Below are 20,639 nucleotides of genomic sequence, written 5' to 3'. Positions count from 1 at the left end.
GGAAGAGGCAAGCGAATCATGATCGCTGGTCGTGAATGAAGGGAAGGTGACCATCAGACACGGCACGGATGGCAGCGGCGGCGGGAGACGCGGGTGAGCGAGCAGCATGGGCGTGACTGGGCGCGCATGACTCCGGACGACTTCGACCAGGACGCGCCACTGCGCCCGGTCGTACCCGCCGGGCCGGAGGCCGTCCCAGCCGTACCGGACGAATACGGCACACCGCCGCTGTTCGGGGACGAGACACCCGACGCACGCCTCCGGGCGCGAAAAGGCGTGGCCACGCCCCCGGATCAGCCCACGCTGTTCTGAAGCCGGGAGGATCTCGATCGGTCGGAAGGAGGCCGTTGCCGGCGCGGTGGCCTTCGCCGGCGAGCAGCCCGACGAAGCCGAGACCAGCGGAACCGGCGAGAGCGGCGAGAGCGGCGAGAGCGGCGAGAGCAATGTGCCTTCCGCTGTGTGGGTACATCGAGTGCCGCTAGCGGCTCGCGTCCGGCCGTGCGGCAGCCGCTGCCGTGGCGGCCGACGCCAGGGGGTCGCGGGCCGGGTGGCCGAGGAGGTCGGTGAGATCGGGAGCGGTGCCGTCCAGGAAGCCGTGCCGGACGGCCGAGGCGATCGACACGAGCATGGGCGGCTGGAACGGCAGCAGCCCCGGCGACTCGTCCAGAAGCCTGCGCCGGTACTCCCCCAAGCCGATGGCGCGATGCCGGACCCCCAGCCTGTCGGCCACCTGACCTGCCGTGATCGGCGTGCCGACCAACTCGTGGACCCGGCCGCGGTGCCGTGCCGGGTCCGCCGCGACGGTGGCCGCGGCGTCGGCGAGATCCTCCCGTACGACCGCTGCCAGGGCGCCGTCCCCGAAGGCGGACTCCACCCCCTCGCCGGCCCATGTCAGCAGGCCGCCGAAGAGTTCGGCGTACAGACCGTTGCGCAGGATCGTCCAGTGGAGTCCGCTTCCCCGGACCAGGCGCTCGGTGGCCCGGTGCGCCAGCGCGAACCCGAGATGGTCACCGGCCGCGGTCAGGCTCGTATAGACGACGTGGTCGACACCGTCGCGCACAGCGGCGTCCAGGACCGCCGCGTGCCGTCCGACGACCTGGTCGTCCTCCGCGTATCCGGCGGAGATCAGCACCAGGGTCGACACCCCGGCGAGGTCGAGGCCCGCACGGTCGTCGAAGTCGAGCTGTTTCGTCCCCGGCGCCGGCGTGCGGCTGCCGCCCGTGGCCGCGACGCCGCCCGCGCGCAACGCCGCCAGGGTTGCGGAACCGAGGTTCCCGGCTGCTCCCGTCACCAAGATCATGCCCATCACAGTCTTCCGTCGTGGTTCTCGTCGGTCATTACGATTGATCCTTGATCGCACGCTGACCGGCCACAAGAAGGCAGTTCGATGTCACTCACGCACACCGGGGTAACCACCCCCGCCGCCCTCGACCCCTGTGGCCTCGAAGAGCACCCCGACTGCGGCATACGCGATGTGCTCGACCGCATCGGCGACAAATGGTCGGTGCTCGTGATCGTCGAACTCGCGGGCGGGCCACGCCGCTTCCGGGAACTGCAGCGCGCCGTCGAGGGCATCTCGCAGCGCATGCTCACCCTCACCGTCCGCAGGCTCGAACGGGACGGCCTCGTACTGCGCACCGTCTATCCGACGGTCCCTGCCCAGGTCGACTACCGCCTGACCGGGACAGGAGCCGACCTGACGCACCTGGTCAAGGCGCTCGCCGACTGGTCGCTCGCCCACCGTGCCGATATCGCAGAAGCACGGCAGTCGTACGACCGGACCCACCCCGACCACGACATCCGCTGACGCGGGGCGCCGCCACCGGGACGCGGCTGGTCGGCGGTGCGCGGCGGAGCTCCCCCGCTCCCTCGAAGACTCCTCTCGAAGACTCCTCTCGGAGAGCTCTCCTCGGCGACGGTCAGGGCTGTCGCCGAGGAGCCTTCCGCTGGTCACCGCGGTGCCGCGCGGGACCTACTGGTTGCTGAAGGCGGCGTCGAACGACGCCTGCGGTGTCGGCCACAGCAGGGAGCGTACGAATCCGACGGCTTCGGCGGCACCGTGCAGTCGGTCCATGCCGGCGTCCTCCCACTCGATCGAGATCGGACCGCTGTAGCCGATCGCCTCCAGCGCCCGGAACGCGTCCTCCCACGGGACGTCTCCGTGCCCGGTGGACACGAAGTCCCAGCCCCGGCGCGGGTCGCCCCACGGCTGGTGCGACCCGAGGACCCCGGCCCGGCCGTTGCGGGGCCGCAGCCGGGTGTCCTTGCAGTCGACGTGGTAGATGCGGTCCTTGAAGTCGGTGATGAATCCGACGGGGTCGATGTTCTGCCACATCATGTGGCTGGGGTCCCAGTTGAAGCCGAACGCCGGGCGGTGCCCGATGGCGTCCAGGGTGCGCACGCTGGTCCAGTAGTCGTAGGCGATCTCGCCGGGGTGGACCTCGTGCGCGAACCGGACGCCCTCGCTGTCGAAGACGTCGAGGACGGGATTCCAGCGGGCCGCGAAATCCTCGTACCCGGCGTCGATGACGGAGGCGGGGACCGGCGGGAACATGGCGACGTACGGCCAGATCGATGAGCCGGTGAAGCCGACCACGGTGTCGATGCCCAGCTTGCGGGCCACGCGGGCGGAGCGCTTCATGTCCTCGGCGGCGCGCTGCCGCACCCCTTCGGCGTCGCCGTCGCCCCAGACGTAGGGCCGCAGGATCGCCTGGTGGCGGAAGTCGATGGGCGCGTCGCACACCGCCTGCCCCGCCAGATGGTTGGAGATCGCGTACGCCTTGAGGCCGTGACGGTCGAGGATCTCCAGCCGCGAGGTCAGGTACGCGTCGTCCTCGTCGGCGCGCCGCAGATCGAGGTGGTCTCCGGACGCGGCGATCTCCAGGCCGTCGTAGCCCCAGGAGGCGGCCAGTTCAGCGACCTTCTCGAAGGGAAGGTCGGCCCACTGGCCGGTGAACAGGGTGACGGGGTGCGTGGGTTCGGTCATGCTCGCTCCTCGGTGTCGGGCGCGGTGTCGATCCAGGCCCCGTTGTCGCGGGCGGATGCCAGGACGGCTTCGGTGAGGCGGGCCGCGCGCAGTCCGTCGGCGAACGTGGGCATCCCGGCGGGCACCTGACCGCGGATGGCGCTGTAGACGTCGGTGACGAACGCGGTGAATGCGTCCTGGTAGCCCAGGGGATGGCCGGCCGGCAGCAGGGACATGCGGGCGGAGTCGGGGGCTGCCGACCGGGGATCGCGCAGCACGGTTTGCGATCCGTTCGGCCTGCCGATCCACAGTTCTTCGGGGCGCTCCTGCTCGAAGCGCACGCTCTGCCGGGTGCCGTGCAGCTCCAGGGTGAGGCTGTTCTTGCGGCCGGGCGCGAGCTGGCTGATGAGCAGGGTGCCCAGTGCGCCGTCGCCGAGTTCGACGATCAGGGCGGCGATGTCCTCGTTGGTCACCGGATGATCGCCGCGGCTCGTGAAGACGGTCCGGGTCCGGGCGGTCAGGCGGTGGATGCGCTGTCCGGTGACGAACTCGATCAGGTCGCACAGGTGGGAGCCGATGTCGGCGAAGGCCCGGGAGGGGCCTCCCTCTTCGGCCCGCGCCCGCCAGTTGTCGTCGCTCGCCTGCAGCATCCAGTCCTGGAGGTAGGAGGCGTCGAGGGTGAGGACGGTCCCCAGTTCGCCGTCGGCCACCAGTGCCCGGGCCTGGCGGGCCATCGGGTGGTAGCGGTAGACGAAGGGCACGGCGGCGACACGGTCGGCCGCGCGGGCCGCCTGCACGAGGCGTGCCGCCTGCGCGGCCGTGGTGGCCAGGGGTTTCTCGCAGATGACATGCGTGCCCGCGTTAAGCGCGGCCAGTGCGTGCTCGGCGTGCAGGTGGTTGGGACTGCAGACGTGGACGACGTCCAGGTCGCGTGCGCAGGCGAGGGCGTGGGCGTCCGGCTCGTACCGTTCGACGTCGAGGTCGTGGGCGGCCTGCTTGGCCCGCTCGGGAGTGGAACTGGCCAGAGCGACGAGACGGCCGCGGGCGGCCCGGCCGGCGCGGGTGTGCACCGTGGCCATGAAGCCGCCGCCGATGAATCCGGCGCGGATGGGTGGGGTCACAGGGTGGCTCCGTAGGGGTCTCGGTCCTCGGGTACGAGCTGGAGGCCGTCGATCCTGCTGGTGACATGCACGGTCTCACCTGCGGCGGCGGCTTCGTCGATGGCCATGAGGGCGTCCAGCACGTGGTAGCCGAGTTCCCCGGTGGCGATGTGCGGCTGCTCGGCGCGGATGGCGCGTGCCATGTCCAGCACGCCCAGGCCGCGGCCCGACGCGACGCCGACGGGCGGGACGGTCTCCCACACCGGTTCACCGCCCGGCTGGGGGACCCGGGTGATCCGCACGTCGCCGGCGAACGTGTTGGGATCGGGCACGACGAGGGTGCCCTCGGTTCCGGTGATCTCGACGACGCCGGTGCGGGTGAGGGGCGAGTCGAAGCTGAACGTGCTCTGGCTGACCGCGCCGGACTCGAACCGGGCGATGGCGGCGATGTGGGTGGGCACGCCGACGGCGAAGTCCGTGCCGGCTCTGGCGCCGGTGCGGATGGTACGGAAGGGACGGCCGGTCGAACCCACGGCGGAGACCCGGCTGATGGAGCCGAACAGGCTGACCAGGGCCGTCAGGTAGTAGGGGCCCATGTCGAAGAGAGGGCCCGCGCCCTTGGCGAAGAGGAACTCGGGGTCCGGGTGCCACAGGTCCGGGCCCGCGTACTGCATGACGGTGTACGCGGACAGCGGTGTGCCTATGTCGCCGCGGGCGAGGGCCCTGCGGGCGGTCTGCAGACCGGGGCCCAGGACGGTGTCGGGCGCGACGCCCACGCGAAGGCCGGCGGCGGAGGCGGTGTCGAGGAGGGCCCGGGCGCTGAGCCGGTCGATCGCGATGGGCTTCTCCGACCAGACGTGCTTGCCGGCGGCGATGATCGCCGAACTGACCTCGGCATGGACGGCCGGGACGGTCAGGTTGACGACGATGTCGATGCCGGGGTGCGCCAGGACGAGCTCGGGCGCTCCCCACTGCGCCACCTCGTACTTCTGGGCCTGGCTCCGGGCCCGTACGGTGTCGAGGTCGCCGACGGCAAGCACACGTACATCGGGGAACGCCGTGAGGTTGGTCAGGTACTGGTCGCTGATGTTGCCGGCGCCGATGAGACCGACACCGACCGGAGTACGTGTCGTCATCAGGCGATGCCCCTCGCGGCCAGGTAGCGGACGGCGGACTCGATGCCCTCGAAGATGTCACCGTCGTAGTGGTCGAACTCGATGATGGCGAACTCGGCGTGCGGGGCGGCGGCCAGCGCCTCGTCGAGCGGCACGTGTCCCTGACCTGGGGCGACCTGCCGGGTGTCGGCGGGATCCAACGGGACCCCGGAGAAGAACGGGTCGTCGATGATCGCGCCGTCCTTGACGTGCAGGGCCCTGACCCGCGTGCCGAGGCGTTCCAGCAGCCCGACCACGTCCTTGCCGCCCGCGGAGGCCCAGTACAGGTCTATCTCCAGGTCCACACCGGGGTCGAGGAGGCTCACGAAGTACTCGAAGGCGCTGGAGCCTTCGACGGTGTGGACGAACTCCTGGGAGTGGTTGTGGTAGCCCACGCGCAGCCCGTGCTCCGCCGCACGGTCCGCCGCTTCGTTCAGGAGCGCGGCCGTGCGGGCGATCTCCTTCTCGTCGGTCCACCGGGCCGCGGGTACGAAGGGGTCGATGACGAGTTCGAGGCCGAGCCGCTCGGCGGCGGCGAAGGTGTCGTCGAGCGACGGGATCTCGGCGCCGTCGGGGCGCTGGGTGGACAGCAGTTCGGCGTGCCCGGTGCGGGCCGCCAGCCCGTGGCGGTCCAGCGCACGGGACAGCTCCTCGGCGCGGTGTACGAAGCCGAACACCTCCACCTGGCTCAGCCCGAGCCCGGCGATCCTGGCGAGGGTGGCGTCCTGGTCGGCTTCCAGGGCATGGCGGACGGAGTAGAGCTGGAGGGACAGCTGCGGCGTGGTCATGAGCGACTTCCTCTCGGGTTCGACGGCCGTGCGACGGATACGCCCTGACAGGAGCGTGGCGGTAATACCTGCACCCGTGCCGGTATTACCGACGAGAGGGACAATACCTACACCCCTGACGGTTTTCTACGGTGAGTAGCATTCCGATATGACTAGGGCTGAAGCGGCGACGCGGCCGGCGACCTCACGCAACTACCCCAAGGGCGAGCGGCGGCGGGCGCAGATCATCAAGGCTGCGCTCACCGCGTTCGGTCAGGTCGGCTACCGCAACGCGAGCACGGTTCAGCTCGCCGCGGCCTGCGGTGTCTCCCGGGCCGGCCTCCTGCACCACTTCCCGACGAAGGAGTCCTTGCTCGAAGCCGTCCTGGAAGAACGTGAGCTCCAGGACGACCAGCACTTCTTCCGCACCGATGGCGACCCCATCGACGGACTGGAGTACTTCGCCAGCATGGTCCGCCTGGTCGCCCACAACCAGGCGAACCCCCTCGTCGTGAGCCTCTTCGCAGTGCTGTCCAGCGAGGCGACCACCGCGGACCACCCGGCGCGGCCGTACTTCGCCGCCCGCTACGAGCGGGCACGCAGTCAGATGACACAGGCCGTCGAGGATCTCGCCGCCCGCGATCTGCTGCACTCCCATGTCGCCCCGTCCGGGCTGGCGGTGAATCTCATCGCCCTCATCGACGGCCTCCAGGTCCAGTGGCTCCTCAGCCCGGACACCATCGACATGCCCGAGCACCTTCGGAGCATGCTGCGCAACGTGATCCGCGTCGAACTGCCCCTCTGAGCAGCCACCGGCCACCGCGCCTCGCAGGCAGGCTCCGCTCGCTCGGGCGCCCGGCCGGCCACCCGGAGCCCCTGCCTCGCCCCGGTAGACGGCCGTGCCAGGTCGCTCAGACACCGTCGCCCGGCCTGCCGGGTGACCTGGCGATCTCCTGCTCGGCGGCCTCGATGATGGCCAGCGCGGCGGCGGACGCCGCCGCAGGATCGCGGGCCTCGACGGCCCGCACGAGGGCGCGGTGCCCGGGAAGCGAGGCTTCCACCGCGCCGGCGGTCTGCGTGCTGACGACGAAGCTGTGCTCCAGCGCGATGTCGACGGCGCGGCCCAGAGAGCCGAGCAGCCGGTTGCCGCTGGCGTCGAACAGGGCTCCGTGGAAGGCGATGTCGGCCTCGACATAGCCCCTGCGGCCCGGCTTAGCCGCCGCGGCCTCCATGGCCGCCAGGGCGTCGTACAGGACGCGTATCTCCTCGGGGCCCGCCCGCTCGGCGGCGAGCCGGGCCGCCTCGGGCTCCACGATCCGCCGCAGTTCACCCGTGTCGCGCAGCAGGGCCGCGGCGTCCCCGGCCTGTTTCCAGCGCAGCACGTCACGGTCCAGATGGTTCCACTGCTCCGCAGGCAGCACGCGCGTACCGGTGCGCGGGCGTACGCGCAGCATCCCCTTGGCCACCAGCGCCTTGACCGCTTCCCGCAGCACCCCCCGGCTGACGCCGATCTCGGCCGCGAGCGCGTCCTCGACCGGTAGCGCCTCCCCCGGCTGCCACGCGCCACCCACGATGCGCCGCCCGAGCTCGTCGGTCACACGCTGATACAGGGTCAGAAAGTGCACCACGATCTCTGCCCGCCCCCTGGACGCCATTCATCGAATCATTCAATGATTGTGGTGCAGGGTACGGCCTGCGGGTCCCCACCCGGCAACGCCCCATCGCGAGCGGACGACACGACAGCCACGGGAGCGCCCTCATGACCGACGGACAGCAGACGAGCCGCCGCAGCCAGGCATGGTTCGGCGCACACGGCCGCAGCGGGATGGTGTACCGCTCCTGGATGCGCAACCAGGGACTCGGGCACGAGGTGTTCGACGGACGTCCCGTCATCGGTATCGCGACCAGCGCCTCCGAACTCGCCCCGTGCAACGCCCATCTGACCCAGGTCGCCGAAGCCGTCAAGCGCGGAGTGTGGCAGGCGGGCGGCCTGCCGCTGCAGTTCCCCACCATGGCCACCGGCGAGACCCTGATGCGCCCCACCGCGATGCTGTACCGCAACCTCATGGCCATGGAGGTCGAGGAGCTGATCCGGGCCAATCCCCTCGACGGTGTCGTGCTGCTGTCCGGCTGCGACAAGACGACCCCCGCCATGCTCATGGGTGCCGCCAGCGTCGACCTGCCCGCCGTCATGGTCACCGGCGGGCCCATGCTCAACGGCAAGTACCGGGGCCAGGACGTGGGATCGGGCACCCATGTGTGGAAGTTCGAGGAGGACCTCAAGACCGGCCGGATGACCGAGGAGGAGTGCTTCTTCGCGGAAGGGTGCATGGCCCGTTCCCACGGGCACTGCATGACGATGGGGACGGCCTCGACGATGGCGTGCATGGCCGAGGCGCTCGGCATGCAGCTGCCGGGCTCGGCGGCCTGGCCCGCGGTCGACTCCCGGCGGATGGAAACCGCGCAGGCGGCGGGGCAGCGCATCGTCGGGATGGTGGAGGAGGAACTGCGCCCCTCACACATCCTGACCCGGGAGGCGTTCGAGAACGCCATCCGGGTCAACGCGGCCATCGGCGGCTCCACGAACGCCGTCATCCATCTCATCGCCCTCGCGGGACGCGTCGGCGTCGAGCTGGGCCTGCGGGACTTCGACGACCTGGTCCGCGCGGTGCCGACCCTGGTCAACCTGATGCCCAGCGGCAAGTACCTGATGGAGGACTTCTGTTACGCGGGCGGCCTGCCCGCCGTCATGGCCGAACTCCTCGACGGCAAGCTGCTGCACGGCGAACAGATCACGGTCACCGGACGCGGCATCGCCGAGAACACCCAGCAGGCCGAACGCATCGACTCCGACGTCATCACCCGCCTCGACGCCCCCTTCCAGCCCGCCGGCACCGGTATCGCCGTCCTGCACGGCAACCTGTGTCCCGACGGCGCCGTGCTCAAGCAGTCCGCCGCCTCACCGCACCTGCTCACCCACCGCGGCCCCGCACGCGTCTTCGACTCCCCCGAGGCGTACCACGAGGTGGCCGACGATCCGGACCTCGACGTCGACGAGAACACCGTCATCGTCATCCGCAACGCCGGCCCCAAGGGCTACCCCGGCATGCCCGAGGTCTCCAACGTCCCCCTGCCCACCAAGCTGCTGAAGGCCGGGGTCAAGGACATGGTGCGCGTCTGCGACGGCCGGATGAGCGGCACCGGGTACGGGACGGTGGTCCTGCACGTGGCGCCCGAGGCCGCGGTCGGCGGACCGCTCGCCCTGGTGCGCGACGGGGACCCGGTCGTCCTCGACGTCCCGAACCGCACCCTGCGCCTGGACGTGGACGACGCCGAGCTGACACGACGCCGGCAGGCATGGAGGGCGCCCGCCGAGCGGCACACCAGCGGCTACGCCTGGCTGTACACCCAGAACGTGGAACAGGCCGACCAGGGCGCCGACTTCGGCTTCCTGCGCGGCAGCCGCGGACACGAGGTGCCCCGCGACTCGCACTGAGCCCGCCCCGGCGACCGTACCCCCTGTATCCCCCGACCCAGGAGAACATCGATCGTGGAACCGGCAGCAGCGCGCCCTCGTCCGCTCCTCACCGCCGCCTCCGTCCTGCCGCAGGACGCGGACCGGGCCGTCCTCGTCGCACGCGTCCACAGCCCGGAATGGGACGGACCGTGCGTGGCCGCGGTCCGCGGCGAGCACGTCGTCGACCTGACGGCCCTCGCACCCACCGTCTCCGACCTCATGGAACGCGACGACGCGGCCGACATCGTCCGCGAGGCCGACGGCGGACACGTCTGGCGTCTGGACGACCTGCTCGCGGCACCGGCCGGCCGGCGCGACGTCGCGCATCTACTCGCCCCCGTCGACCTGCACGTGATCAAGGCCGCGGGCGTCACCTTCGCCCGGAGTCTGCTGGAACGCGTCATCGAGGAGCGCACGGGCGGCGATCCCGCGCAGGCCGCGCGGGTACGGGCCCACATCGGGCAGCTGGTCGGCGGCACCCTCGACGGCATCCGTCCCGGCTCGCCCGAAGCCGACAAGGCCAAGGAACTCCTCGTCGCCGAAGGACTGTGGTCGCCGTACCTGGAGGTCGGGATCGGGCCGGACCCGGAAGTGTTCACCAAGGCCCCGGTGCTGTCCGCGGTCGGCACCGGCGCCGACATCGGAGTGCTCGGCGCCTCGGTGTGGAACAACCCCGAACCCGAGGTCGTCCTCGTCGTCGACTCGCAGGGCCGGGTACGCGGCGCGACGCTCGGCAACGACGTCAACCTCCGCGACATCGAGGGCCGCAGCGCCCTGCTGCTGTCCCGCGCGAAGGACAACAACGCCTCCTGCGCGATCGGCCCGTTCATCCGTCTGTTCCAGGACGACTTCGGGCTCGACACCGTACGCGGGCTCGACCTCGACCTGCGGGTCGACGGCACGGACGGCTACGTCCTGCACGGCAGCAGCTCCATGCGCGAGATCAGCCGTGACGTACTGGATCTGGTGGCCGCCACGCACGGTCCGCACCATCAGTACCCGGACGGCTTCGTGCTGTTCACCGGAACGCTGTTCGCCCCCACCGAGGACCGGCAGGCACCCGGCGCGGGCTTCACCCACGAGTACGGCGACCTCGTGCGGATCTCCAGCCCGCGCCTCGGCGCTCTGGTCAACACCGTCGTTGCCAGCGAGCAGGCCGCGCCGTGGACGTTCGGCGTACGGGCGCTGCTGCGCAGCCTCGCCCGGCGCGGCCTGCTGTGAGCTGCGGCGGGCGCCGCGCGGACCCGGTTCACGTCCGGGCGACCGGCTCCTGACCGACCGTGGCGTGCAGGTGCCGCGTGTGGTCCACGTGGCGCTCCGCTCCGGTCAGCGTGACCCTGGCCGTCAGGCGCGGATCCGCGCTGGAGGCGGCCAACCGCACCTCCAGCTCGCCGGGTTCGACGACACGGCGGCCGTCGCGTCCGGTGAAGGAGGCGAGGTCGGCCGGGACCGTGACCCGCAGGCGCCGGGCCTCGCCCGGCTCCAGCGCGACCCGGGCGTAGCCGACGAGGCGCTGCACCGGCTGGACGACGGAGGCGACCGGGTCGTGCAGATAGACCTGGACGACCTCGGTTCCGGATCGTCCGCCCGCGTTGCGGACGGTGAAGGAGAGGGTGAACTCGCCGTCCGTCGGGGCCTCCTGGGCGTCCACGGTCACATCCGTCCAGTCGAACCGCGTGTAGGACAGGCCGTGGCCGAAGGCGAACGCGGGGGTCGGGTCGACGCTGGACACCTCGCTCGCGTGCGCGAGGCGCGCCCCGAGGTAGGTGGACGGCTGGGATCCCGGACCGCGCGGCACGCTGACCGGCAGGCGTCCCGAAGGGTTGGTACGGCCGCTGAGGACCCCGGCGATGGCGTGGGTGCCCTCCTCCCCCGGGAAGAAGGACTGCACGATCGCCGCGGACTCCTGCGCCGCGCGGCCGAGGGCGTACGGTCGCCCCGCGAGCAGCACGGTGACCACAGGTGTCTCCAGATCGAGCAGGGTGTCGAGCAGTTGCTGCTGGGCGCCGGGCAGCGCCAGAGTCCCGACGTCGCACCCCTCTCCGCTGGTGCCCCGCCCGAAGAGTCCGGCGCGGTCGCCGAGCACGACCAGGGCGACATCGGCCTCGCGTGCCGCCCGGGCGGCCCCGGGGAGACCGGAGAGATCTCCGTCGTCGATTCCGGTGCCGCGCACGACGGTGATCTCGGCATCGGGGAACTCGGCGGCGAGCGAGTCCCGCAGGGTCGGCAGCTCGATGCCGAGCGGGGTGCCGGGGTGGCGGACGCCGATGTGCTGGGGGAAGGAGTAGCAGCCCAGTACGGCGGCGGGTTCGTCGGCGTTGGGACCGAGCAGGGCGATGCGGCGTGGCCGCCCGAGCGGCAGGGTGCCGTCGTTGCTCAGCAGCACGACCGCTTCCTCGGCGACCGTACGGGCCAAGGCGCGGTTGTCCGGACCGTCCAGGTCGATCCTGCCGCGCAGGGCGGCCGGATCGTCCAGGTCCGCTCCGTCGAGCGCGGCCGGCACGGGGTTCCAGTCCGGGTCGAGCAGGCCGAGCATCGCCTTCTGGGTGAGTACCCGGCGCAGGGCACGGTCGACGGACGATTCCGGTACGCGGCCGTCGGCGACGGCCTCAACCAGGGGCTCGCCGTAGGTCTTGACGCCGGGCAGTTCGACGTCGACGCCCGCACGCAGCGCCGTGCCGGCGGCGCCGGCCCAGTCGGCCGCGACGCCGTGCAGGGTCTTCAGGAAGGCGATGGCGAAGTAGTCGGCGACGACGGTGCCGTCGAAACCCCATGTGTCGCGCAGCAGCCCGGTGAGCAGTTCCTCGTCGGCCGCGGAGGGTATGCCGTCGGTGTCGGTGTAGGCGGTCATCACCGACCGCGGTCGGCCCTCGCGGACGGCCATCTCGAAGGGCGGCAGCAGCACGTCGGCGCGCTCACGCGGGCCCACGGGGGAAGGCGCGAGGTTGCGGCCGGCGCGGGAGGCCGAGTAGCCGACGAGATGCTTGAGCGTCGCGACGATCCCGGCGGACTCAAGGCCCTGCACGTAGGCCGTTCCGACGGTGCCGACGAGGTACGGGTCCTCGCCGATGGTCTCCTCGACCCGGCCCCAGCGGGCGTCACGCACCACGTCCAGGACGGGCGCGAGACCTTGGTGGACGCCGACGGCTCGCATGTCACGGCCGATGGCGGCGGCCATGCGCCGCACCAGGTCCGGGTCGAAGGTGGCGCCCCAGGACAGCGGAACGGGGTAGGCCGTCGCCCCCCAGGCGGCGAAGCCGGCCAGGCACTCGTCGTGCGCGAGAGCGGGGATGCCGAACCGGTTCGTGGCGGCGATACGGGCCTGGGTGCGGGCCAGGGACAGCGCGCCCAGTGCGGGATCGACCGGGACCGTGCCGAAGGGGCGGGTCAGCTGGCCCAGCCCGACGGGCAGGAGTGTGCCGAGATCGAGGGGTTCCTCCATGTCGTGCTGATGAGGGGCCACCTCGTCGCCCTGATCGGAGGCGCCCACCCATATTCCGTACAGCTGGGCGGTCTTCTCCCGCAGGGTCATCGCGTCGACCAGGGCGTCGACTCTCGCGGTGACGGAAACGGTGGGGTCGTTCCAGAGGAAGACTCCGGGGGTGTCCTCCGCGGCCACGGTGGCGTTCATTTCCCTCCCAAGCCCGCCAGCCCCTTGACCGAGGCGTGACGGACCAACAGGTAGACGGGCAGATCTCGGTACGGGGCGGATGGCGGCCGGGGGGCGGCGTCGCTCCCCGGTTCACTTCGCCGGCTCCTCGCGGCACGAGGCCGCCGCTTTGTCAACGGCTGAATCCGGCGGTCAGCCCGCTCAGCAGCTGGCGCCGGCCGAACGCGTACAGCACGAGGACGGGCAGGGTGGTCAGGACGACTGCGGCGACGACGGCAGGGACGTTGACCCCGTACTGGCCCTGGAAGGTCCACAGGGCGAGCGGCAGGGTCCGGCGGTCGGGGCTCTGCGTCAGGATGAGCGGCAGCAGGAATCCGTTCCAGATGGTCAGTGCGTTGAAGATGGTCACCGTGAGGATCGCCGGGCGGGTGAGCGGTGCCGCCAGCCGCCACAGCGTCGTCCACTCGGTGGCGCCGTCGACCCGCATCGAGTCGAACAGTTCCTTGGGCACGTCGCGGATGAAGTTGGAGAGCACCAGTACGGACAGCGGGATGGCGAAGGCGATCGAGGGGAGGATCAGCGCCGGCAGGCTGTCGTACAGCTGCAGTTTGATGATGATCAGGTAGACCGGGATCACCGTCGCCTGCAGCGGGATGGCCAGGCCCATGAGGAACAGCCCGTTCATGGCCCGCAGCGTCCGCATGCGCCAGCCGCGCACGATGGCGTACGCGGCCATGAAGGAGAAAAGGACCGCCGGTACCACGGCGCCGGCGGTGACCACGACGCTGTTGACGAAGTAGCGCAGGAAGTCGGACTCGATGACCAGCCGGTAGTTGTCCAGGGTCGGGTCGGCCGTAGGCACCAGCGGGTTGCTCGCGTAGTAGCGGTTCTGGGCCTTGAAGCTGGTGATGAGGGTCCAGTACAGCGGTACGGCGACGACGACGAGCCAGAGCCAGCCGGCCAGGCCGCCGGCCCAGTTGCGCCTGCGGGCCGCCGGACGGGACGGATCCTGCGGCTCGCGGTGGCCGGCCTGCTGCGGTCGTCGCGATTCGGTCAGTGTGCCGGTCACGTCAGGCCCCCTCAAGTTGGCTCGCGCCGGCGTCCCGGCCCCCGAGCCGGCGCAGCAGCAGCGCGAGGGCCAGACCCACCAGGACCAGGATGACCGCGATGACGCTGGCCGGTCCCATCAGGCTGGCCTGGAATCCCCGCTTGTACATGTCCAGTGCGAGGACCCGGGTGGCATCGCCGGGTCCGCCCTCGGTCAGGATGAAGATGAGGTCGAAGAAGGTCAGCGAGCCGACCACCATCAGCGTGGAGGAGGTGATGATGGTGTATTTCAGCTGGGGCAGCGTGATGCTGAAGAACTGCCGGATCCGCCCGGCGCCGTCCAACTGCGCGGCCTCGTAGAGGGACTTCGGGATCTGCTGGACGCCGCCCTGGTAGATCAGGGAGTGGAACGGGATGAACTGCCAGGAGACGACGAAGACCACAATGGCGAACGCGAGCCCGGGCCGTCCCAGCCAGTCCTGGCTGAGCACCTGGATCTTCAGCCCGGCACCGAGTCCGAAGTTGGGGTCCAGCAGGGCCTTGTACGCGAGCGCGATGGCCGCGGAGCTGAGCATCAGCGGGACGAAGTACACCACGCCCAGCACGGCACGGTAGCGCTGGCGGCCCGCCATGAACGTCCCGAGCAGAATGCTCACCGGCGTCTGCACCGCCCAGGAGACGGCCATCACCAGGAACGTCACCCAGAGGGCGTGCGGCAGCCCGGGATCGGTGAGTACCGCACGCCAACTGGTCAGCCCCGACACATGGATGCCGCCTATGCCGTCCCACGTCGTGAAGCTCAGCGCGAAGACGCCGACGAGCGGGATCACGGCGAAGCCGACGAAGACCACCAGCGCCGGCGCCGCCAGCCACGGCAGGATGCTGCGCGGCCCGCGACGCGGCTGCTGACTGGTGAGTGCGCTCATGCGCCGGTGACCGCGTTGAGGTTGTCGGCGAACTGCTTGGGCGAGATGGACAACTGGAACAGTTTGACGATGTTGTCCAGCAGGGTCTCGGCGGCCGTCGGACTGAGCGCCTGGTCCCAGGACTGGCCGAACACCTTGGCCTTGGTGGCGATGCCGTAGGTGAACTGCAGGAAATCGGCGTTCTTGGCGGCGGCCAGCAGCTTCTCGGTGCCCAGCCGGATCGGGACCGACCCGTTGTCGATCCACTTCTTCACCTCGTCGTCCTGCAGGACGCCCTTGGCGAAGAAGTCCTTGGCGGTCTTCTTCTGCTCCGAGCCGGCTTTCGAGGACAGGGAGAGGTACTGGGCGGGGTTACCGACGGTGTCGCCCGGATCGCCCCTGCCGCCCTCGACGGGCGGGAAGTTCATGTAGCCCAGCCCGCCGCTGGAGACGAAGTCCCCGCCCCGTGCCTGCTGGATGCCGTACGACCATGCGCCGTGCAGCATCATCGCGGCCTTGCCGGTGTACAGCAGCGCCTGGTCGGCGTTGGAGTCCGCGGTGATGGAGGAGAAGCCCTTGATGAATCCGTCGGCCTTGACCAGCTCCTGCACCTTGGTCAGGGCGGTGATGGCGCGCGGGTTCGACCAGGCGTCCTTCTCGCCGTCGATGACGGCCTGGAAGACCTCAGGACCGCCGATGCGGTCGAACAGGAACTCCAGCCACATCATGTTCGTCCACCGGGACTGGCCTCCGAGGGCGAACGGGGCGATGCCCTTGGCGTTGAACCTGGGCACGAGCGCCATGATGTCGTCCCAGGACTTAGGCGGTTCCACCCCGACCCGGTCGAAGACCTTCCGGTTGTAGTAGAGGATGATCGGCTGCACGGTCTCGCCCGGCATCGCGTAGATCTTGCCGTCGACGGTCGCCGCGTCGAACGAGGAGGGCAGCAGCCGCTTCTTGACCTCGGGGTGTTCGTCGAACCACGGGGTGAGGTCGTCGACCTGGCCCGCCTTCACGTAGGAGCGCAGCGTCCCGCCGCCCCAGCCCCAGATGATGGTGGGCGCCCGCCCGGCACCGATGGCGGTCTTGATCTTCGTCTTGTACGCGTCGTTCTGGAAGGTGGTGTCCTTGATCTGCTCCTTGGGACGGGCCTTGTTGAAGGCGTCCACGGCGCCGGCTCTGACCCCTTCCTGAGGCTGGCCGTTCAGGTACCAGTAGGTCGCTCCCCCGCCCGTGCCGGGACCGGAGGAGCCGCAGGCCGCCAGTGCCGCGGAGACCGGAACACCGGCGGCCAGGCCGAGGAGGGTTCGCCGAGAGAGGTGGATCTCCATGTCTTTTCTCCGCACTCGGAAGCTGTGGGCTTCTCATGAGTCATGCCGAAAAGTTTTCGAAATCTCTCTGTCCAAGCTCTGTTCGTGCAAATTAGATTTCGGTCTGACGCCGTGTCAAGGTGCGTGCGGCCACATTGCAAGGCGGTAATTCGCTGCGTACTATCCGGTACGGGCCATCCCCACAGGACGTCGCCCAAGTTCGAAACTTTTTCGGTCGATCGGTTCCATGCGCACGGGCAGGACCGACCGCCGACTCACCACACCGGTGGACCCACAGCTGGGAGGAACCGATGCGGCCGAAAGCCAGACGCACCACCCTGGCGGACATCGCCCGGGCTGCCGGGGTCTCCGTCGCCACCGTGTCCAAAGTGGTCAACGGCCGCGGTGACGTGGCCCCCCACACCCGCACCCGGGTACAGCAACTGCTGCATCAGCACCACTACCTCGCACCCGTCTTCCGCCACACCGGAGCCGTCCAGAGCCCGACCATCGAGGTGCAGTTCCAGGGCGGCCTCAAGTCGTACGTGGCCGAGACACTGGAAGGCATCGTCGACGCCGCCGCCGAACTGGGCGCCTCGGTGGTGATCAGCAAGGCGTCCCACGCCCCCCACTGGGCCCGGGATCTCGTCTCGGCCGGACGCCGCGCCGTCATCGCGGTCACCAGCGTGTACACGGCGGCGCACCTCAACGAACTGGCCCGTTCCGGCCTGCCGTTGGTCGTGCTGGACCCGCTGCATCTGCCGGACAGCCGGGTCAACAGTGTCGGGGCGACCAACTTCGCGGGCGGTCTGGCCGCGACCCGGCACCTGCTGTCCCTGGGACACCGCCGCATCGCCTATCTCGGCGGACCGGCGATGGCCGTGTGCAACCAGGCACGCGTGCACGGCTACCGCGCCGCCATGGAGGCGGACGGAGCGCGGGTGCCCGATTCCTACGTCCTGCCCGGGGAATTCACCTACGAGACCGGTCTTGTCGGCGCCGCGGCACTGCTGGACCTGCGCGAACCGCCCACGGCGATCTTCGCGGGCAACGACGAGATCGCCCTGGGCGCCATCGAGACCGCCCGCACCCGCGGCCTGCGCATCCCCGAGGATCTGAGCGTGGTCGGCTTCGACGACACGAGCCTCGCGCAGATCACCTCACCGCCCCTGACGACCGTGCGCCAGCCCCTGCGGGAGATGGGCGGTGCCGCCCTGCGCACCGCTCTCCGGCTGGCAGGCGGTGAGAAGGTCGAGTCCCACCACATCGAACTCGCCACCGAACTCGTGGTGCGCGCCTCGACGGCGCCGCCCCGCGAAGAAGCCCGGGCGCACGGGTAGCAACGGACGACATCGCCTAGCGCTGTCCAGTCATGTGGTCGGCGTGCGCGCGGGTGACGTCGTACTGCCAGAACGGCCGGACGAGCAGCGCTGCGCCGAGGACGATGACGAGGCAGAGCAGTGCGCTGCCGCTCCATGCGAGGCCGAGGCCGGTGGCCGAGGCCATCGCACCGGCCCGCAGGTCACCGAGGCGCGGCCCGCCCGCGACGACGACCGTGAAGACACCCTGCAGACGACCGCGCAGGGCGTCGGGTGTGTACGTCTGCAGGATCGTCTGGCGGTAGACCGCGCTGACCAGGTCGGCCGCCCCGGCCGCGGCCAGCAAAACCACGGCGGCCAGGAGATGGTGGACCGTGCCCGCGAGGGCGACGGCCGCCGACCAGACGACCACCGCGAGAGCCAGCGCCCGCCCCTGACGGCGGACCCGGCCGATCCACCCGCTGAAGAGTCCGGCTGCCACCGAGCCGATCGCGATGGCCGAGTACAGCAGGCCCGCTCCGCCGTGGAAGCGCGACTGGGCGGCTTCCGGGAACAGGGCGGTCGGCATGGCCAGTGTCATGGCCGCGATGTCGACCGCGAAGGACATCCACAGCACAGGGGCGGCCGCGATGAAGCGCAGCCCGTCCAGGACCGGCCGCAGCCCGCCGGCCCGGATCGGTGTGCCGGTCGGCCTGACCGGAGGGAGGCGGAAGGCCGAGTACAGCAGGAGGGAGAACAGCAGGGCGTCGGCGCCGTACGCCCAGCAGTAGCCGTTCGGCAGGGAGATCAGGGCGCCGGCCACCAGGGGGCCGGCGACCTGCCCGATATTGCCGGCGGTGAAGTACAGGGTGTTCGCGGCGGGCACCAGAGGGGTGGGGACGACCCGGGGGATGATGGCGCCGCGGGCCGCGGACGACATGGCGAACGCACCGGCCTGGACGGCCACGAGAACCAGGATCAGCGGTACCGATCGCAGCGCCACGACCGCCTGGAACAGCAGCGCCAGCGTCGTCCCCCAGGTGACGAACGCCGAGGCCAGGTACAGCACGCGGCGGTCGAACCGGTCCGCGACGACGCCCCCGTACAGTCCGAAGACCACGAGCGGCACGAGTGCGGCCAGTCCGGTCAGGCCCACGGCCAGGGAGGACCGCGACAGCGCGTAGACCTGCACGGGGATGGTGACTCCCGTGACCATGGCCCCGATGTAGGCCGCGCTCTGCCCGATCAGCAGACGCCGGAAGACGGGATGCGCCAGAGGACGGGTGTCGAGCGCGGCACCCCGCAGGCCCGAGGTGACGCGCGTTTTCAGCGAGTGAGGGCGGACGGAGGACCGGGGGTCGGCGGACGGGAGCTGCGGCGTCGTGGGCATGGTCGTCACGCTCGCAGGGCCGCACGGTGTGCCGCTTCCGTTATTCTGCCGTCGTATGTCGGAAAACGGCCAGGCGGCGCAGAGGGACAGGGAACCCAGGGATTCCACCCACGCACATCTCGCGGGTGAGGTCATCGGGCGCCACCAGCACGGCTACCACCAGCTCCTGTACGTCAGCGCCGGCGTCCTGGCGGTCCAGACGGGCGAGGCGTCCTGGGTGGCGTCGAGCGCCCGCGCCATGTGGATCCCGGCCGGGACCTGGCATCAGCACCGGGTGCACGGACACAGTTCCGTGCACACCCTCGGTTTCGCCGTCCATGACGTCCTGCTCGACTCCGGGACCCCGGCCGTCGTGGCCGTCGACGCCCTGGTCCGCGAGCTGATCATCGCGTGCAGTGAACCGGCCCTGCCCGTGCCGGAGGCCAACCGCCTCCGCGCCGCCCTGCGGGACCGGCTGCGGCGGGCGCTCATAGAGCCGTTGACGCTGCCCATCCCGGCCGGCCCTCTCCTGCGGGAGGCCTGCGCACTGGTGACCGACGATCTCCAACACCCGCGCACCGCGGTCTGGTTGGCGCGGCGCATCGGCGTGAGCGAGCGCACCCTGGCCCGGCTGTTCAGGACGGAACTGGGCATGACGTATCCGCAGTGGCGGACCCATGTGCGGGTCTTCCACGCCATGGTGCTGCTGGCGGAGGGCGCGAACGTCAGCGAGGCGGGACGGCGCTGCGGGTGGGCGACGACCAGCGCGTTCATCGACACGTTCAGCCGCACCATGGGGCAGACGCCGGGCACCTACCGTGCTGAATCCGGCGCGGGAGACACATGAGACGGGGGCACGGGCCCCGGCCGACGAACTGAACCGCGCGAGGGTCCAGGCCCTCAGACGGGTGGCCAGTTGCGCAGGGCCGCGTCGGCCATCTCCTGCAGTTCGTCCCGGCCGACACCGCTGGCGGCCTGTACGGCGATGCCGTAGCCGAAGGTGGTGACGTAGCGGGCCAGCAGTCCCGGATCGGTGCCCGCGGGCAGGTCTCCGTCGTCCACGGCCCGCTGGAACCGCTCACGGAGGCCGGAGTGGCCGTCGTTGCGCCAGGCCACGAGGAGGTCGCGGACCTCCTGTCCGGAGTCGCTGACGGTCAGCGCGCTCTGCACGCCCAGGCACCCGGGAGGGCCGGCCGGCCGGGTGGTGGTGCGCACGGTGCCGGCCAGCACCGCGGTGGCCGTGCCCAGTGCGGTCGGCTCCTCCAGGGCGCGTGCCATGTACGCGCTCGGGCCCTCGGTGTAGCGCTCCAGCACCTTGCGGAACAGCTCCTCCTTGTTGCCGAAGGCCGCGTACATGCTGGTCGTGGAGATGCCCATCGCGCCCGTGAGGCCGGCGGTGCTGGCTCCCTCGTAACCGTGCCGCCAGAAGACCAGCATGGCGCGCTCAAGCGCCTCGTCGGCATCGAAGCCCCGCGGGCGGCCGATCGGGCCGTTCTGTTTCTTCTCCGCCTGTTTCCTGTCCACATCCACTCCCTCACCCTACTCCTTCCGCAGCGATCGTTGCGGAAGTGCTACCGTCGGACTTCCGCAACGATCG

At 70.7% G+C, this 20,639-nt stretch carries 19 protein-coding genes; 7 read left to right on the top strand and 12 right to left on the bottom strand.

The annotated features are described in order from the left end of the window. Positions 1-93 precede the first annotated feature (93 nt). Positions 94-312 carry a hypothetical protein gene (locus ACFWGJ_RS26485; RefSeq protein ID WP_387329128.1) on the top strand — a complete coding sequence of 73 codons (219 nt, stop codon included), beginning with the start codon at positions 94-96 and terminating at the stop codon, positions 310-312. 166 nt (positions 313-478) lie between these two features. Here ACFWGJ_RS26485 and ACFWGJ_RS26480 read toward each other — a convergent pair whose 3' ends face one another. Then, positions 479-1,300: an NmrA family NAD(P)-binding protein gene (locus tag ACFWGJ_RS26480; RefSeq protein WP_387329126.1), complete on the bottom strand. Its 822-nt coding sequence runs from the start codon at positions 1,298-1,300 to the stop codon at positions 479-481. An 87-nt stretch (positions 1,301-1,387) separates the two neighbouring features. Between ACFWGJ_RS26480 and ACFWGJ_RS26475 the strand changes: the two genes are divergently transcribed. Next, positions 1,388-1,807, top strand: a complete 420-nt coding sequence (locus ACFWGJ_RS26475; protein WP_384800614.1) for a winged helix-turn-helix transcriptional regulator — start codon at positions 1,388-1,390, stop codon at positions 1,805-1,807. A gap of 165 nt (positions 1,808-1,972) precedes the next feature. On the opposite strand, the gene ACFWGJ_RS26470 is transcribed toward ACFWGJ_RS26475, so the two are convergent. Genes ACFWGJ_RS26470 through ACFWGJ_RS26455 form a run of 4 tightly spaced genes read right to left on the bottom strand, consistent with a single transcriptional unit; the run spans position 1,973 to position 6,007 of the window. Continuing rightward, positions 1,973-2,986: a sugar phosphate isomerase/epimerase family protein gene (locus tag ACFWGJ_RS26470; protein WP_387329123.1), complete on the bottom strand. Its 1,014-nt coding sequence runs from the start codon at positions 2,984-2,986 to the stop codon at positions 1,973-1,975. Beyond that, positions 2,983-4,086, bottom strand: coding sequence for a Gfo/Idh/MocA family protein (locus ACFWGJ_RS26465; protein WP_387329120.1), 1,104 nt, complete (start codon positions 4,084-4,086; stop codon positions 2,983-2,985). The genes ACFWGJ_RS26470 and ACFWGJ_RS26465 overlap by 4 nt, the downstream gene beginning before the upstream one ends. Continuing rightward, the gene (locus tag ACFWGJ_RS26460) at positions 4,083-5,201 is read right to left on the bottom strand and encodes a Gfo/Idh/MocA family protein (protein ID WP_387329117.1); all 1,119 of its coding nucleotides are present in this window, start codon (positions 5,199-5,201) and stop codon (positions 4,083-4,085) included. Before ACFWGJ_RS26460 ends, ACFWGJ_RS26465 begins: the two co-directional genes overlap by 4 nt. After that, positions 5,201-6,007, bottom strand: coding sequence for a sugar phosphate isomerase/epimerase family protein (locus ACFWGJ_RS26455; protein WP_387329114.1), 807 nt, complete (start codon positions 6,005-6,007; stop codon positions 5,201-5,203). Before ACFWGJ_RS26455 ends, ACFWGJ_RS26460 begins: the two co-directional genes overlap by 1 nt. A gap of 148 nt (positions 6,008-6,155) precedes the next feature. Between ACFWGJ_RS26455 and ACFWGJ_RS26450 the strand changes: the two genes are divergently transcribed. After that, positions 6,156-6,791, top strand: coding sequence for a TetR/AcrR family transcriptional regulator (locus ACFWGJ_RS26450; protein WP_387329111.1), 636 nt, complete (start codon positions 6,156-6,158; stop codon positions 6,789-6,791). Between the two features lie 106 nt (positions 6,792-6,897). Here the strand turns inward: ACFWGJ_RS26450 and ACFWGJ_RS26445 are convergent, their stop codons facing one another. After that, entirely contained in the window at positions 6,898-7,641 is a 744-nt protein-coding gene (locus tag ACFWGJ_RS26445) for a FadR/GntR family transcriptional regulator (protein WP_387329109.1), read from the bottom strand. A gap of 104 nt (positions 7,642-7,745) precedes the next feature. Between ACFWGJ_RS26445 and ACFWGJ_RS26440 the strand changes: the two genes are divergently transcribed. Together ACFWGJ_RS26440 and ACFWGJ_RS26435 are read left to right on the top strand one after the other, a co-directional pair. Then, a complete protein-coding gene (locus ACFWGJ_RS26440) occupies positions 7,746-9,482 on the top strand; it encodes an IlvD/Edd family dehydratase (RefSeq protein ID WP_387329106.1) in 1,737 nt (578 codons plus the stop codon). A 54-nt stretch (positions 9,483-9,536) separates the two neighbouring features. Further along, positions 9,537-10,724: a fumarylacetoacetate hydrolase family protein gene (locus ACFWGJ_RS26435; protein ID WP_387329103.1), complete on the top strand. Its 1,188-nt coding sequence runs from the start codon at positions 9,537-9,539 to the stop codon at positions 10,722-10,724. A 28-nt stretch (positions 10,725-10,752) separates the two neighbouring features. Here the strand turns inward: ACFWGJ_RS26435 and ACFWGJ_RS26430 are convergent, their stop codons facing one another. The 4 genes from ACFWGJ_RS26430 to ACFWGJ_RS26415 all read right to left on the bottom strand — a co-directional run bounded on the left by ACFWGJ_RS26430 (position 10,753) and on the right by ACFWGJ_RS26415 (position 16,390). After that, entirely contained in the window at positions 10,753-13,134 is a 2,382-nt protein-coding gene (locus tag ACFWGJ_RS26430) for a beta-glucosidase (RefSeq protein WP_387329100.1), read from the bottom strand. A gap of 151 nt (positions 13,135-13,285) precedes the next feature. Continuing rightward, positions 13,286-14,182 carry a carbohydrate ABC transporter permease gene (locus ACFWGJ_RS26425; RefSeq protein ID WP_387329098.1) on the bottom strand — a complete coding sequence of 299 codons (897 nt, stop codon included), beginning with the start codon at positions 14,180-14,182 and terminating at the stop codon, positions 13,286-13,288. A 1-nt stretch (position 14,183) separates the two neighbouring features. Next, complete coding sequence (locus ACFWGJ_RS26420; RefSeq protein ID WP_387329095.1) at positions 14,184-15,086, bottom strand: carbohydrate ABC transporter permease; 903 nt, start codon at positions 15,084-15,086, stop codon at positions 14,184-14,186. Further along, the gene (locus ACFWGJ_RS26415; protein WP_387329131.1) at positions 15,083-16,390 is read right to left on the bottom strand and encodes an extracellular solute-binding protein; all 1,308 of its coding nucleotides are present in this window, start codon (positions 16,388-16,390) and stop codon (positions 15,083-15,085) included. The genes ACFWGJ_RS26420 and ACFWGJ_RS26415 overlap by 4 nt, the downstream gene beginning before the upstream one ends. Before the next feature lie 296 nt (positions 16,391-16,686). Here ACFWGJ_RS26415 and ACFWGJ_RS26410 point away from each other — a divergent pair, with 296 nt between their 5' ends. Beyond that, a complete protein-coding gene (locus tag ACFWGJ_RS26410; RefSeq protein ID WP_387329092.1) occupies positions 16,687-17,715 on the top strand; it encodes a LacI family DNA-binding transcriptional regulator in 1,029 nt (342 codons plus the stop codon). Between the two features lie 16 nt (positions 17,716-17,731). Here the strand turns inward: ACFWGJ_RS26410 and ACFWGJ_RS26405 are convergent, their stop codons facing one another. After that, entirely contained in the window at positions 17,732-19,063 is a 1,332-nt protein-coding gene (locus tag ACFWGJ_RS26405; protein WP_387329090.1) for an MFS transporter, read from the bottom strand. A gap of 55 nt (positions 19,064-19,118) precedes the next feature. Between ACFWGJ_RS26405 and ACFWGJ_RS26400 the strand changes: the two genes are divergently transcribed. Then, the gene (locus tag ACFWGJ_RS26400) at positions 19,119-19,889 is read left to right on the top strand and encodes an AraC family transcriptional regulator (RefSeq protein WP_387329088.1); all 771 of its coding nucleotides are present in this window, start codon (positions 19,119-19,121) and stop codon (positions 19,887-19,889) included. A 53-nt stretch (positions 19,890-19,942) separates the two neighbouring features. Here ACFWGJ_RS26400 and ACFWGJ_RS26395 read toward each other — a convergent pair whose 3' ends face one another. Further along, entirely contained in the window at positions 19,943-20,566 is a 624-nt protein-coding gene (locus ACFWGJ_RS26395; protein ID WP_387329085.1) for a TetR/AcrR family transcriptional regulator, read from the bottom strand. Positions 20,567-20,639: the final 73 nt, after the last annotated feature.

It is taken from the genome of Streptomyces sp. NPDC060205, from assembly GCF_042728395.1.
GTDB lineage: Bacteria > Actinomycetota > Actinomycetes > Streptomycetales > Streptomycetaceae > Streptomyces.
This window is presented reverse-complemented; position numbering and strand designations above follow the sequence as displayed.